The following is a 12,885-nucleotide window of genomic DNA, read 5'->3' as shown; positions in this document are numbered from 1 at the left end:
TAGTAACAAACTACCAAATACCGATGGTTGTTACATAGGGCTAAGTGGCTGTTCCGTCAATGCCAAGGTTGAAGAAATAATTCGGAAAACAGAAAAAGCGTCCTTCCTTCGGCACTTTTTATTATGATATATTTTCGCATCATCCCGGTACTGGCGCTGTATAACGCTTCAAATTTGCTCAGCGCAAATCGTTTCGAAAAGGGATCGAACGGTCGAATGTTGCCTTGATGTGCGGTTCCGGGGCGTTATTTGGCTTTGGCGGTACGGCCAGATTTCGCCTTTGTCTTGGCGGCCGCGGGCGGCCTTGCGGCGATCTCCGCCTGCTCTTCGGCTTCCTTGGCAAGACGCAATGCCTTCAGGCGTGCTGTCTTGTTTTCCCATTTCGCAGTTTCATCATTAATGATGGCGGCTGCGGCAGCGGTGGTTGCCAGACTCTTCTGTTCCGAAGGACTTAAAACCCGTTTTGGTCGGACACCAACTTCAGGCATCTGTTTTGGACTATGTTTCATTGCATCTCGCATTGCTGGATTTGCAACCATCGCACGCGCGGCCCTCCAAGTCTATCGTGCAAACTTTTGCTGACCAGGCTTCCAGCCTCGCGCGAATCCATAGGACATGGCAAGCGAGGCGTATTCAATCTCTCGCAACAGGAACTCCCGTTCGGCTAGAAGGGCGGCAATCGTGGCCCGAACATCGCCCTGATGATAGGCCAGTGCTTCATTGATTTCATCTTCCGGTTGTTTGGATATGGCGTTCATCAGAATCTCCTTCTCAGGAAAGATTGCCACAACCGGGCATATAAGAAAAGGAATTTGTTCCTGTTTTGTTCACATTTCCAGTGGCATCAATCTGAACGCAGATCGATGCCGCCATTGATAGTTACTGAACGCGGAGCAGTTGTTATGGGACGCCAGCGAAGTTAGTCTCGTTTGTCGAAATTGCAGGACGGGCAACGATCCGCATCAAGCCGGGAGGCAGACCATGGGCAAAGTCGTACTCTCTTTTACGATGTCTCTGGACGGCTTTATCGCCGGGCCCAATGTTGGCGAGCAAGAACCGATGGGTGAGGGTGGCGAACAATTGCATCAATGGCTGTTCGACAAGACGTCGGAAGTTGACCAGGAAATGGCGAACGGCATCTTCTCGCGCGTTGGTGCGGTCATCCTCGGCAGGCGCACCTTCGATTTAGGGTTGGAGCACTGGGAGGATACGCCGTTTCCCGCTCCAAGCTTCGTTCTCACCCACGAAACGCGCGAACCAATGCAAATGAAGAGTGCCACGTTTACTTTCACTACCGATGGCGTCGAGAGCGTTGTGGAGCAAGCAAAGGTAGCGGCGGCCGGCAAGGATGTTGTCGTCATGGGGGCAAATGTTGCCCAGCAACTGCTGGAAGCAGGACAGGTAGACGAGATCGTTCTTCAGATTGCGCCCATTCTCCTCGGGCGAGGCATCCGCCTGTTCGATCGTATTGGCAGTCAACAGATCGACTTGAAGCGCACAGCAGTCATCGAGTCGCCGCTGGTCACCCATTTGCACTTCCAGGTACTTTAACAACAAAAGCCCCGGGCGTTGCCGGGGCGATCATTTCGTCAAATGGCAGTTCAGCTCTTCGGCTTGCCCTTTGGCGTTGCGCTCTCCGCCTTCTTCAGCATTGAGCTGAAGGGCACTTCCGCCTTGGCCGCAACCTTTTCCTTTTTTGGTTTTCGTACTTCGCGATTGCTGCGCTGTTGACCCTTGGCCATGATGCTCTCCTACCGATTGAAACAGATTGAACTGGGTGCGTATGAAATCGGCACTTTGGAATGAGATTGGCGGGTCGAGAACCTCTGACGCCGCGAAGAGCCAAGCTTGGCCAAAAGACGATTCAACATTGTTCGCCGTCATTTGCGGTTTTATTGCGGCTCAAGCGTAGCACATCCGGCAAGAGCAATAGACTGGCAACCTGGCGCCAGACTATCGCGGTAAAGCGAATGGTGTTAGAGTGCCGCCACTTGCCGAAAAACCGACGATTTTCCGCTGGGGTCACCGCCCCACCGCGGTTCTATGGCATTTGGAGGCCCCATGATGTTTATGCACGCAATGACGTTCCTGAAGAAGCTGAAGGCACCCGTTCCCAGACCACAGAAAACAATCGTGAAAACCACGGCGTCGTCTGTTGGGCCACTCGCACGGCGCGTAAACCCGGATAGCGATGGGAAGCTGCGGCGCATGCGGCAGCTTGTCGAGCATAACCGCCTGATCTGACAAACTGCCAAGTCGCGCCGGTGCCGTTTTCACACGGCGCCGGTTTTTGGCCTGATCGTGGAACCAAACGATAGTCAAAGCTTCAGCCAAGCTGTCACACTTCAGTTCTGCGTAAAATCAACGGAGATATGCGCATTCTTCTGCCGCTGCTCACGCCGGTGCAGTCTCAAGGCACCCAGCCTCGCATCTTTGCAGCGGTGAGGCTTGGCCCGACTGGGGAGGGTTTAAGTTGCAGTTGCGCCGCGCCAAGCCCCCGCTGACAGAATTTGGGTCAGCCCAATATAACGCGCGAGGGGACAACTGGTTCCAATAATCTGAGCGGCTTGTGTGGCCTTTTGGGCAAATGCCGATCCGATCAGCCAAATAGCTATTAAAAATATCAAAGCGATCGCAGCCAACAACAAAAGGCCGGTGATCGTAACCGGCTGGTGATCTCGCTCGGACATTCTGTACGTCTCTAAATTGTGTTGAGCGCCTTATACAACTTATGCGCGAATTATCAATAAGAACATGTGTTTGGCCGGGCGATCAAAAGAAGGGGTTGGAGCTCAAATGAAGCAATGGGCCGCGGCGAAAGCTAGCACGGAAATATCTCAAGCCCCACCGCGATAAGTTAATCCCTTGGAGCTATAGGTGTGCGAACGGATCGGAAACAGCGGGAGAATATCGACCGCGGGCGTTCGTATTCTTGCACGTTTCCTATTTTGCCCCGAGCCCTTGGATATTTGGCAAAGCATGTTACATTAACGCTAACGTTAATTACAAAGCGTCCTGCCTGCGTCCTTGATGGTTCGCGCGGCGCTCGAAGGATAAGATTTTGAAAGACCCCGAATCTGGCGTGTCAGACGCGCCGAATGGAGGGGCGTCTGGTGGTAAAGTGCTCAACGGCACTGCAGATTCCGCCAAGAACGGACCCGGGCCACATGGGGATCCTGCTCCGCACAAGCAGGAAAGCCAGTCCGATTCTGAAGGCAGACGCTTCGACAAGAGCCCAAAGAAACGCGCACGCCGTCGCAGGCGAGGCAAGTCGAAACAGATCACTGTTCCGGCAGAGCAGGTGCTTGCCGCAACGCCTGCCGTTGCTGCCGCCGCTGACGCCAGCAACGCGCCGCAACGGACGGGCAAGAAGCGGCGACCCAACAGGTTTCGCCGTCGAGGACGTTCGGGTGTCAAGCCGGCTGACGTTGCACCCGCCGTTTCGGCACTGCCGAGCGGGTCTCTACAACCTCCACGGGAAATGCCTCGGCATGAACCCAAATACATAGGCGCATCGCTTTATGCAGCTCTTGATCTGGGCACCAACAATTGCCGGCTTCTGGTAGCGTCGCCGACGCGTCCCGGACAGTTTCGCGTCGTCGATGCTTTCTCGCGAATCGTTCGTCTCGGTGAAGGTCTCGGTGCTACCGGGCGTCTGAGTGCCAATGCCATGAACCGCGCCATCGAGGCGCTAAAGATCTGCCGCGACAAGCTCGACAATCACGACGTGCGCAAGGCCCGTCTCATTGCTACCGAAGCCTGCCGTCAGGCTGAGAACGGGGCAGAGTTTCTTGCCAGGGTGAAAGACGAGACCGGACTGGAACTGGAGATCATCAATCGCCAGACCGAAGCTCGGCTCGCAGTTTCGGGCTGCGGTACCCTGGTCGAGCGGGAAACCGATGCCGTCGTTTTGTTCGACATAGGCGGTGGTTCTTCCGAGATCGCCCTGATAGATGTTTCCGAACGCCGCTCGCCGCGTCTCGCCGAGCACATCATCGCCTGGACATCGCTGCCGGTGGGAGTGGTGACGCTGGCGGAACGTTTTGGCGGGCGCGATGTGACGACGGATAATTTCGCCGTCATGGTCAATCATGTCGCCGATCTTCTCAATGATTTTTCCGAGCGTCACAAACTCGGCGATCTGGTCAAGAGCCAGAACTTTCACCTGCTCGGCACGTCCGGCACGGTAACGACGCTTGCGGGCATTCATCTTGGGCTCGAGCGCTATGACCGCCGCCGCATCGATGGTATCTGGATGCAGAATGACGATGTTACGGAGATGACCAGCAGGCTCCTGTCCTGGAGTTTTGATGAGCGGGTTGCCAATCCATGCATCGGCGCTGATCGCGCCGACCTCGTTCTCGCCGGTTGCGCCATTCTTGACGCCATCCGCAATGTCTGGCCAAGCCAGAAGTTGCGCGTGGCCGATCGCGGTTTGCGCGAAGGTATTCTAACCGAACTCATGTCGCGCGATGGTGCGTGGCGTAATCGCTGGCACCGCGCCCAAGGGGCGTAAAATCGGAGTGCACATGGCTAAGACAACAACAGGCGGTCGCGGTGGCACCGGCACACGCGGCCTGCACACCAAAATCAAGAAGAAGGCCGGCACGATCAAGGAATCCTCACGCCGCTGGCTGGAGCGTCACATCAACGATCCCTATGTCCAGCGCTCGAAGCAGGATGGCTATAGATCACGTGCGGCCTATAAGCTGATCGAGATCAATGATCGCTACAAAATACTGAAAAAGGGCCAGCGCATTATCGATCTTGGGGCCGCGCCGGGCGGCTGGAGCCAGATTGCCGCCTCGATCGTCGGTTCCCCGGATGATTTTCCGACGGTGGTCGGCATCGACTATTTGCATGTCGATCCCCTGCCGGGGGTAACATTGCTCGAAATGGATTTCCTTGATGATGCGGCGCCTGACAGGCTGATGGAAGCACTTGGCGGAGCGCCTGATATCGTGCTTTCGGATATGGCGGCGCCGACGACCGGCCACCGCCGCACGGATCACATCCGTACGACGCACCTGTGCGAAGTCGCCGCGGATTTTGCTGTTGCCGTTCTGAGCCCCGGTGGACATTTCCTCACCAAGACATTTCAAGGGGGGACCGAAAACGAGGTGCTTACCCTGTTGAAGAAGCACTTCAAATCCGTGCATCACGTCAAACCACCCGCATCCCGGGCGGAGTCCGTCGAGCTCTATTTGCTGGCGCGCGACTTCAAGGGTTGACTTACGCTCGAGCCGCGATCTTGGACACAGGCAAAACCGCGCCGTACACTGGAAACGCAAGGTTTGTGCTGCGTCTTATTCGGCCGGCGCTGCAATCTTGATCAGTGGCCGATGCCCCGATACCTCAGCACCTGCGTCCGGGTTCAAGCCTCTGAACGACAGGCAGGCCAGGGCGGACACAGCTGCCACGATAAAGAAGGCGATGTGGAAATCGGAGAGCTGCAGCGGTCCGCCATGGATATTGGTGGAAACCTCGAGAATGCCACCCGCAACCGCAACCCCAAGTGCGATGGAAATCTGCTGGGCGACGGAACTGATGGGGGTTGCCTGGCTGGTCTGCTCGTTCGGAATATCCGCATAGGCGAGGGCATTTGTGCCGGTGAAGAACAGCGAACGGAAGAATCCGCCAGCCAGAAGCAGCAGGATCATCAGCAAGTACGGCGTCTCCGGGGTGAAGAACCCGTTGATGGCGATGAAGCCAGCAGCGACCAGCGATCCGTACATCAGCGAATTGCGGAACCCGGTCTTGCGATAGAACCATGTAGTCACGAGCTTCATGCTCATGGCGCCGAGCGCCGACACAAAGGTGATCATGCCCGACTGGAATGGTGTCATGCCGAAACCGATTTGAAACATTAGAGGCAGCAGGAATGGCACGGCGCCAACACCAATGCGGAACAGGCTGCCGCCGATTATCGCCGCCCTGAACACCTGATTGTTGAACAGATTGAGGGCCAGCAGTGGCTCTGCCGTCCTGCGAGCGTGCAGGAGGTAGAGGATGGCCGATACGATCCCGACGGCAAGCGTCGAGAGGCCCACCCATGAGGGCAAGGCCGGAAGACTGACGACGGACAAGCCGAAGACGATGCCGGAGGCCGCGATGCCGCTGAGGAAAAAACCGGTGACATCGAGCGGCCGCTGGATCAGAGTTTCGACCGCGGGAAGATAGCGTGTGGCAAACCAGATGCCGATCACGCCAATCGGCACATTGATCAGGAAGATCCAGTGCCAGCTGAAATAGGTGGTTAGAAAGCCCCCGACAGGTGGCCCCAGCAGCGGTCCGATAAGGGCAGGCATCGTCAGCCAGGCCATTGCTCCGACCAATTCGCTGCGCGGTGTCGACCGCACCAGAACCAGGCGTCCGACCGGCGTCATCATCGCCCCGCCAACGCCCTGAAAGAAGCGCGATACAACGAATGCAAGCAATGAGTCAGACACAGCGCAGGCGATGGATCCAAGGACGAATACTACAATTGCCGCCCGGAACACGTTTTTCGCACCGAATCGGTCAGCCATCCAGCCGCTGACCGGAATGAAGACGGCGAGGGAAACGAGATAGGCCGTCAGGGCCAGTTTCAATGCGATCGGGCTCGTACCGATATCCGCGGCGATCGCCGGCAGCGACGTCGAGATAACGGTCGAGTCCATTTGCTCCATAAACAGAGCTACGGCAAGCACGAGCGGAACGATGCGATTCACGATGGATTCCAGTTCTCACAGATCAGGAAAACAGGAGGCAGGTCCAGAAGGAGGGACTTGAGTCTGTTGGTGCGAGTTCCGATAGCATTGCAGATGTACTTGCTCAAGCGTCGATCAAACAGAAGTGATCCAGCCGCCGGTTCTTGTGATCGATTTGGAAGGTGCAGACCAGCGACGTCCATGCGGCGCGGTGTAGACTGCGGCAGTATCAATGGCTGCCTCAAGGAGATAATTCATGTCGACATTCGAGATTTCGCGCCGCGACCTTTTCCTTGCTTCCAGTGCGATGGCAGGAGGATTGGTAATACCGCAACTAATGACCACAACTGCCGATGCAGCCGTGCCGCAATCAGATGCCAAGACTCCGGGCTTCAAGCGGTTCAAGCTGGGAGATTTCGAGATCACCACATTGCTTGACGGATTGCGGCCCGGCGATGGCCCGCATCCAACCTTTGGTGCCAACCAGAAGCCCGAGGCGGTCGCCGAACTGATGAAGGCGAACTTTCTGCCAGAAACAAAAATGGTCAATGGTTTTACGCCTGTTCTGGTGAATACGGGGTCTGAACTGGTGCTGTTCGATACCGGGTTTGGCGCCGGCGGCCGCGAAAATGGGCTCGGCCAGTTGGAGGCCAATATGAAGGCTGCCGGATATACACCGGACCAGGTCACAATTGTCGTTATTACGCATATGCACGGCGATCACATTGGCGGTCTCATGAATGGCGAGACGCCAGGCTTTGCCAATGCGCGCTATGTCGCCGGCCAGGTCGAATATGACTACTGGACCGATCCTGCCCGCACGGGAACGCCGGCAGAAAACGGTGCGAAGGGTGTCAGCGCCAAGGTCAAGCCACTCGCTGAAAAAACCACCTTCATCAAGGCTGGTGATTCTGTCGTTTCAGGCATTGCCAGCGAGGCGGCGTATGGTCATACGCCGGGACACATGATTTTCCATATTGAATCGGCCGGGAAACATATTGTCCTGACGGCCGATACAGCCAATCACTATGTCGCTTCGCTGCAGCGTCCCGATTGGGAGGTCGCCTTCGACACCGACAAGCCGATGGGTGCGGCCACGCGCAAAAAAGTATTCGACATGATCGCGACCGACAAAGTGCCTTTCATCGGCTACCATATGCCGTTCCCGGCCGTCGGCTATGTCGAAAAACAGGAGACGGGCTACCGCTTCGTACCGGCTACCTATCAGTTCGATGTTTAGGCAGATCGTGATGTTCGGCGCGCGTGCGTTGGACCGCACGATTCGAGAATCGTCAATATTATGCGCCTCGATAGTCGCAGGCGTGCCAGTAATTGCGTTTACGTCTTTTCAAACCGGCATATCCATGTTACCAGCCCGTGCCAATTCACTTGAACACAACTGACTCGGCGCGCCACCACCGTGGTGCGCCCTTTAGTCGTATCAGCCGTATTGTAAGGAATTGGTCATGGCAAAAATCGTTGAATCCGCGACAGGCGCACTCGCACTGACATTTGATGATGTCCTGCTGCAGCCCGGTCACTCCGAGGTCATGCCCGGCCAGACCGACATCCGCACCCGCATCGCACCCGATATCGAACTCAATCTGCCGCTGCTGTCGGCAGCCATGGACACGGTCACCGAATCGCGTCTCGCCATCGCCATGGCGCAGGCAGGTGGCATGGGCGTCATTCACCGCAATCTCACACCTGAGCTGCAGGCCGAAGAGGTTCGCCAGGTGAAGAAGTTCGAATCCGGCATGGTCGTCAATCCCGTCACCATTGGACCGGATGCGACACTGGCCGATGCACAGGCGCTGATGCGTGCCCATGGCATTTCCGGCATTCCGGTCGTTGAGAATGCGGGAGAGGGCAGCCGCAAGCCAGGCCGTCTCGTCGGCATCCTCACCAACCGCGACGTGCGCTTCGCCTCCGATCCCGCTCAGAAAATCTACGAGCTGATGACGCGCGAAAACCTGATCACCGTGCGCGAAAACAATGTTGAGCATGAAGAAGCCAAGCGCCTGTTGCATCAGCACCGTATCGAAAAGCTGCTGGTCGTCGACGATAAGGGCTATTGTGTTGGCCTGATCACTGTCAAGGACATGGAGAAGTCGCAGCTCAACCCGAATGCCGCCAAGGATTCGCAAGGCCGGCTTCGCGTCGCCGCCGCATCCAGCGTCGGCGAGGACGGTTTCGAACGTGCCGAGCGCCTCATTGCCGCTGGCGTCGACGTGCTTGTCATCGATACGGCCCACGGCCATTCCCAGCGCGTTCTGGATGCCGTTACCCGCGCCAAGAAGATGTCCAACGCCGTGCGCATCATCGCCGGCAATGTGGCAACGGCTGCGGGAACGCAGGCGCTCATCGATGCGGGCGCCGACGCGGTCAAGGTCGGCATTGGACCGGGCTCGATCTGCACCACGCGTATCGTCGCCGGTGTCGGCGTCCCGCAGCTGTCCGCCATCATGTCCGCAGTCGAAGCTGCGCATAAGTCGAACGTGCCGGTCATTGCCGATGGCGGTATCAAGTATTCCGGTGATTTCGCCAAAGCGCTCGCTGCCGGTGCGGCTGCTGCCATGGCCGGTTCGGCGCTGGCCGGTACTGAAGAAAGCCCCGGTGAGGTCTATTTGTACCAGGGCCGCTCCTTCAAGGCCTATCGCGGCATGGGCTCTGTTGGCGCCATGGCTCGTGGCTCGGCGGACCGTTATTTCCAGGCCGAAGTGCGTGATGAACTAAAGCTCGTGCCCGAAGGCATCGAAGGTCAGGTTGCCTACAAGGGGCCGGTCTCCGGCGTCCTGCACCAGCTGGCGGGTGGCCTTCGCGCTTCCATGGGATATGTAGGCGCAAAGAATTTGGAAGAATTCCGCGAAAAGGCTACATTCGTGCGCATCACCAATGCTGGCCTGCGCGAGAGCCACACCCATGATGTCACCATCACCCGTGAGAGCCCGAACTATCCGGGCGGCAACTGACAAACAACGCGGAGGGCGCGATGTCTGACACCGCCCTTCGCGATCATTTCTCGACCATGGCCCGCAACAGTGCCTGGTCGAATCATCGGCTCCTGAGTGCTTGTGAGCAGCTCACCGATGCGGAATTCGCGCAGGAGCGCACCAGTTTCTTCCCATCCATCCAGCTGACCCTCAACCACAATCTTATCGTCGATCACATTTACATGGCCGATATGATCGGCAAGGGCCGCAAGAATATTGGCCTCGCTGGCAATATTCCCTATCCGAAAGCTACGGAACTAAAGCTTGCCCAGACCGAGTTCGACAACAGCCTTATCGGCTTTTGCGATGATCTCGCTCCGGAAGACCTCGACAGGATTATCTCGATCACATGGGGCACCGGCGAGACGTCGCAGGAACCCATCTACCTGGTGCTGTCGCATCTCTTCGTTCACCAGATTCATCATCGCGGGCAGGCACATGCCATGCTGGCGGGGACCAACGTTCCACCGCCGCAGCTCGACGAATTCTTCCTGAACTATGACAAGCCGCGACGGCAGGGTGAGCCATTTACGGAGTAAGGCTCCCAACTCATGGAATGATCTTCCGCTCCCGCAGATCGCTGAACACGCGCAGGAACATCTCTTCCGTATCGACATACTCGTGAAAGCCGGCGCGCCGCAATTTCGTGCCATCGGCAAAGAAATCATAGTTCCAGCCGAAGACGGCATCGCCAAATCCCCAGGATGACACATCGCTGTAGGGCGTATGCATAAGACTGTGCTTGTCGACCATCCTGTTCCACAGCGTCTCCTTGTCGGACATGACGACGGTTAGCGACATGGGAAGCGGCGGGGCGAGCTGCAGATCGAAGAACTTGGCGATCTTTGGCCACATCTCGCTCCAGCGGAAGAGGTCGCCATTATTGATGTTGTAGGCCTGGTTCCCGCATTGCGGGTTCGTCGCGATGAACACTGTCGCCCGCGCCAGCAGTCCTGCGTCGGTCATTTCCAGAAGACTGCCATAGGCGCCGGGTTTTCCGGGAAAGCGCAGCGGAATCCCAAGTTCCTTGGACATCGATGCATATACCGCAATAACAGAAGCGAGGTTCATCGGATTGCCGAGCGCAAAGCCGACAACGACGGACGGGCGCAGCGCCGACCAGGTCCAGGCCTTGCCCTTCTGCGATGCCTCCAGAAAGTCTTGCTGATCGATGTTGAATTCCGGCGGCATGTGGTTGGCATCGGATTCGCGCGCCGGTGTCTTGAACGGACCGAGATGCGCGCCATAGACCTTGTAGCCCTGCATCAGGCTGATGTGCTCCAGACCGGGCGCAATCGGCTCGATTGCATTGACGACATTGACCAGCATGGCGAGGTTGGGCGGCACGAGTTCTGCCCAGCTTGGCCTGTCCTGATAGGCCGCATAGAAGATGTGCGTCGTGTCCGTAAGATCAGCGAGTTTCGCCTTCGCATCTACCGCATCAAGTAGATCGACTGCAATATGCCTGACTTTCCCGGCGGTTTCACCGCCGCGCCGCGACAGGCCAACGACTTCCCAACCTCCGAGCTCAACGAGATGCGTGATGAGATTGCCGCCGATAATGCCATTGGCGCCGACAACAACTGCTTTCTTGGTCATTTCGAAATCTCCGGTTCAAATCACTGAACCAGATATGATCCATTCATATATCTTTGCGTAGTAGCGAAGTATTGATATCGTTCATAAGAAATTCTTTGAGGTAATTATGGACAGATTCGCTGCGATGAAGACCTTTCTCCGCGTCGCGGAGCTTGGAACCTTGTCAGCTGCGGCGCGCGAGCTTGGTCTGACCCAGCCGGCCGTCAGCCAGCAGATCGCGGCGCTGGAACGGCACCTCCGTACACGGCTGTTCCACCGCTCGACCCGCCAGCTTGCCCTGACGGAAGGTGGTGAGACCTATTACCAGCATGCACGGCAGATCCTGCAGGCGGTCGACGAGGCGGAAGAAAGCACAGGTGAATTCTCGGCGGGCCTGCGTGGCAAGTTGCGGTTGCATGGACCGGTGGGGTTTGGCCAGATGCACCTTTCGCCCATTGTCATCGAGTTCCAGCGTCTGCATCCGGAATTGACAATCGAACTTGTTCTCGATGACCGTTTTGCCGATCTGATCGCCGAAGGTGTCGACGTCGCGATCCGCTTCGGCGATCTGAAATCTTCCGATCTCGTCGCCAGAAAACTGGCGACATTCGAGCGTGTTCTCGTCGCCTCGCCGGCCTACCTTGCCGCTCATGGCAATCCGCAGACGCCGCATGATCTCTCGCAGCACCGGCACATCCGGTTTGTCTGGTCGCCGCAGGGCGAGGCAATTCCGCTTGTCGGGCCGGGCGGTCCGGTTACCGTGCCGGTGCGCTCGAGCTTTCTTGCCAACAACGCCTTCGTGCTCAATGAAGCACTCTGCGCTGGCCTTGGCGTCGGCGGCGCGCAGGTGCCCTTGATTAAATCGCTCCTCGACGAGCGCAAGCTGGTACGGGTGCTGCCGGATTATTCCTATGCGCCGATGGAGATTCATGTGGTCTATGCGACTGTTCGATTCATGCCGCGCAAGGTGCGCGCCTTCATCGATCATCTGGCCTCTGGTCTCAAACAGGTGCCGGGCTTGCGCATGGTCCACATCCCTGAAAAGAACGTATAGGCAAGTTCAGGAGGGCATCATGTCGCAAACCGCAATTTTCTGGCCGATGATCGCACTGACGGCCTTGATCTATCTGGTCTATGCACTGGTTCTGCTTCGGCGCAGGAAGGCTGTGACGAGCGGACAAGCGTCGCGACGTGATTTCAAGCTTCCCCTCAATGAACCGGAAGCCAGTGTCACGGCCATACGGAACCTGATCAATCTTTTTGAATTGCCCATGCTTTTCTACGTGGTCTGCCTGGCGCTCTATGCAGTAAACGGCGCTACCTTGCTTGCGGTTATTGTCGCGTGGTGTTTTGTTGCCATGCGCATCGCCCACACCCTCGTTCATGTCACAACAAACCGGCTCAGATTGCGTCAGCCGATCTTTGCAATCGGTTGTGCCCTCAATGGAATGCTGTGGATCCTCCTGGCGCTGCATATCGCGGTGCCTCCAACAGCCTAGAGTATCCGTTTTGATCAAGTGGCTTTTTGGTTCCATTTTCGGTTGTCGCGCAGGAGCGCGTTGGCGAGGACGATAAGTTTTCGCATGATTGCAGTTATAGCGACCTTTGGCGGTTTTCCAGTCCCG

15 protein-coding genes and 1 pseudogene are annotated in these 12,885 nt (G+C 57.1%); 9 read left to right on the top strand and 7 right to left on the bottom strand.

The features are described 5' to 3' along the window. Nucleotides 1–245 precede the first annotated feature (245 nt). Complete coding sequence (locus CU103_RS12675) at nt 246–509, bottom strand: hypothetical protein (RefSeq protein ID WP_245448763.1); 264 nt, start codon at nt 507–509, stop codon at nt 246–248. A gap of 51 nt (nt 510–560) precedes the next feature. Beyond that, on the bottom strand, nt 561–758 hold the full coding sequence (locus tag CU103_RS12670) for a hypothetical protein (protein ID WP_106664306.1): 198 nt from the start codon (nt 756–758) through the stop codon (nt 561–563). 223 nt (nt 759–981) lie between these two features. On the opposite strand from CU103_RS12670, the gene CU103_RS12665 reads away from it, so the two are divergent. Beyond that, nucleotides 982–1,551, top strand: a complete 570-nt coding sequence (locus CU103_RS12665) for a dihydrofolate reductase family protein (protein ID WP_106664305.1) — start codon at nt 982–984, stop codon at nt 1,549–1,551. 50 nt (nt 1,552–1,601) lie between these two features. Here CU103_RS12665 and CU103_RS31395 read toward each other — a convergent pair whose 3' ends face one another. Beyond that, entirely contained in the window at nt 1,602–1,742 is a 141-nt protein-coding gene (locus CU103_RS31395; protein WP_170117031.1) for a hypothetical protein, read from the bottom strand. Between the two features lie 319 nt (nt 1,743–2,061). On the opposite strand from CU103_RS31395, the gene CU103_RS12660 reads away from it, so the two are divergent. Continuing rightward, nucleotides 2,062–2,244, top strand: coding sequence for a hypothetical protein (locus CU103_RS12660; RefSeq protein ID WP_106664304.1), 183 nt, complete (start codon nt 2,062–2,064; stop codon nt 2,242–2,244). A gap of 224 nt (nt 2,245–2,468) precedes the next feature. Here CU103_RS12660 and CU103_RS31070 read toward each other — a convergent pair whose 3' ends face one another. Then, the gene (locus CU103_RS31070; protein WP_146147789.1) at nt 2,469–2,690 is read right to left on the bottom strand and encodes a hypothetical protein; all 222 of its coding nucleotides are present in this window, start codon (nt 2,688–2,690) and stop codon (nt 2,469–2,471) included. A 371-nt stretch (nt 2,691–3,061) separates the two neighbouring features. On the opposite strand from CU103_RS31070, the gene CU103_RS12655 reads away from it, so the two are divergent. Both CU103_RS12655 and CU103_RS12650 read left to right on the top strand, forming a co-directional pair. Further along, nucleotides 3,062–4,516, top strand: coding sequence for a Ppx/GppA phosphatase family protein (locus CU103_RS12655; RefSeq protein ID WP_106664303.1), 1,455 nt, complete (start codon nt 3,062–3,064; stop codon nt 4,514–4,516). 13 nt (nt 4,517–4,529) lie between these two features. Continuing rightward, nucleotides 4,530–5,231, top strand: a complete 702-nt coding sequence (locus CU103_RS12650; RefSeq protein ID WP_106664302.1) for an RlmE family RNA methyltransferase — start codon at nt 4,530–4,532, stop codon at nt 5,229–5,231. Between the two features lie 75 nt (nt 5,232–5,306). On the opposite strand, the gene CU103_RS12645 is transcribed toward CU103_RS12650, so the two are convergent. After that, nucleotides 5,307–6,710, bottom strand: coding sequence for a DHA2 family efflux MFS transporter permease subunit (locus tag CU103_RS12645; RefSeq protein WP_106664301.1), 1,404 nt, complete (start codon nt 6,708–6,710; stop codon nt 5,307–5,309). Nucleotides 6,711–6,945: 235 nt separating this feature from the next. On the opposite strand from CU103_RS12645, the gene CU103_RS12640 reads away from it, so the two are divergent. The 3 genes from CU103_RS12640 (at nt 6,946) to CU103_RS12630 (ending at nt 10,221) form a co-directional block, all read left to right on the top strand. Beyond that, nucleotides 6,946–7,929: an MBL fold metallo-hydrolase gene (locus tag CU103_RS12640; protein WP_106664300.1), complete on the top strand. Its 984-nt coding sequence runs from the start codon at nt 6,946–6,948 to the stop codon at nt 7,927–7,929. A 226-nt stretch (nt 7,930–8,155) separates the two neighbouring features. Next, nucleotides 8,156–9,661: an IMP dehydrogenase gene (gene guaB, locus CU103_RS12635; RefSeq protein WP_106664299.1), complete on the top strand. Its 1,506-nt coding sequence runs from the start codon at nt 8,156–8,158 to the stop codon at nt 9,659–9,661. Nucleotides 9,662–9,681: 20 nt separating this feature from the next. Further along, complete coding sequence (locus tag CU103_RS12630) at nt 9,682–10,221, top strand: DinB family protein (protein ID WP_106664298.1); 540 nt, start codon at nt 9,682–9,684, stop codon at nt 10,219–10,221. A 10-nt stretch (nt 10,222–10,231) separates the two neighbouring features. On the opposite strand, the gene CU103_RS12625 is transcribed toward CU103_RS12630, so the two are convergent. Then, nucleotides 10,232–11,281: an SDR family oxidoreductase gene (locus tag CU103_RS12625; protein ID WP_106664297.1), complete on the bottom strand. Its 1,050-nt coding sequence runs from the start codon at nt 11,279–11,281 to the stop codon at nt 10,232–10,234. Nucleotides 11,282–11,387: 106 nt separating this feature from the next. On the opposite strand from CU103_RS12625, the gene CU103_RS12620 reads away from it, so the two are divergent. Both CU103_RS12620 and CU103_RS12615 read left to right on the top strand, forming a co-directional pair. Beyond that, entirely contained in the window at nt 11,388–12,314 is a 927-nt protein-coding gene (locus CU103_RS12620; RefSeq protein ID WP_106664296.1) for a LysR family transcriptional regulator, read from the top strand. 19 nt (nt 12,315–12,333) lie between these two features. Beyond that, on the top strand, nt 12,334–12,759 hold the full coding sequence (locus tag CU103_RS12615) for an MAPEG family protein (protein ID WP_106664295.1): 426 nt from the start codon (nt 12,334–12,336) through the stop codon (nt 12,757–12,759). A gap of 14 nt (nt 12,760–12,773) precedes the next feature. On the opposite strand, the pseudogene CU103_RS12610 reads toward CU103_RS12615, so the two are convergent. Further along, nucleotides 12,774–12,885, bottom strand: a pseudogene (locus CU103_RS12610) (IS110 family transposase); the annotation flags it as partial.

Source organism: Phyllobacterium sophorae (assembly GCF_003010965.1).
Taxonomy (GTDB): domain Bacteria; phylum Pseudomonadota; class Alphaproteobacteria; order Rhizobiales; family Rhizobiaceae; genus Phyllobacterium; species Phyllobacterium sophorae.
Note: the sequence above shows the minus strand (reverse complement) of the source record. Positions and strands in the feature narration are given on the sequence as shown.

Bases quoted from the DNA above. Each gene is read 5' to 3' on its own strand.
- CU103_RS31070 (WP_146147789.1), bottom strand. From the start codon at position 2,690: ATGTCCGAGCGAGATCACCAGCCGGTTACGATCACCGGCCTTTTGTTG.
- CU103_RS12660 (WP_106664304.1), top strand. From the start codon at position 2,062: ATGATGTTTATGCACGCAATGACGTTCCTGAAGAAGCTGAAGGCACCC.
- CU103_RS12640 (WP_106664300.1), top strand. From the start codon at position 6,946: ATGTCGACATTCGAGATTTCGCGCCGCGACCTTTTCCTTGCTTCCAGT.
- CU103_RS12625 (WP_106664297.1), bottom strand. From the start codon at position 11,281: ATGACCAAGAAAGCAGTTGTTGTCGGCGCCAATGGCATTATCGGCGGC.
- CU103_RS12615 (WP_106664295.1), top strand. From the start codon at position 12,334: ATGTCGCAAACCGCAATTTTCTGGCCGATGATCGCACTGACGGCCTTG.
- CU103_RS12630 (WP_106664298.1), top strand. From the start codon at position 9,682: ATGTCTGACACCGCCCTTCGCGATCATTTCTCGACCATGGCCCGCAAC.
- CU103_RS12670 (WP_106664306.1), bottom strand. From the start codon at position 758: ATGAACGCCATATCCAAACAACCGGAAGATGAAATCAATGAAGCACTG.
- CU103_RS12620 (WP_106664296.1), top strand. From the start codon at position 11,388: ATGGACAGATTCGCTGCGATGAAGACCTTTCTCCGCGTCGCGGAGCTT.
- CU103_RS31395 (WP_170117031.1), bottom strand. From the start codon at position 1,742: ATGGCCAAGGGTCAACAGCGCAGCAATCGCGAAGTACGAAAACCAAAA.
- CU103_RS12665 (WP_106664305.1), top strand. From the start codon at position 982: ATGGGCAAAGTCGTACTCTCTTTTACGATGTCTCTGGACGGCTTTATC.
- CU103_RS12650 (WP_106664302.1), top strand. From the start codon at position 4,530: ATGGCTAAGACAACAACAGGCGGTCGCGGTGGCACCGGCACACGCGGC.
- CU103_RS12675 (WP_245448763.1), bottom strand. From the start codon at position 509: ATGAAACATAGTCCAAAACAGATGCCTGAAGTTGGTGTCCGACCAAAA.
- guaB (WP_106664299.1), top strand. From the start codon at position 8,156: ATGGCAAAAATCGTTGAATCCGCGACAGGCGCACTCGCACTGACATTT.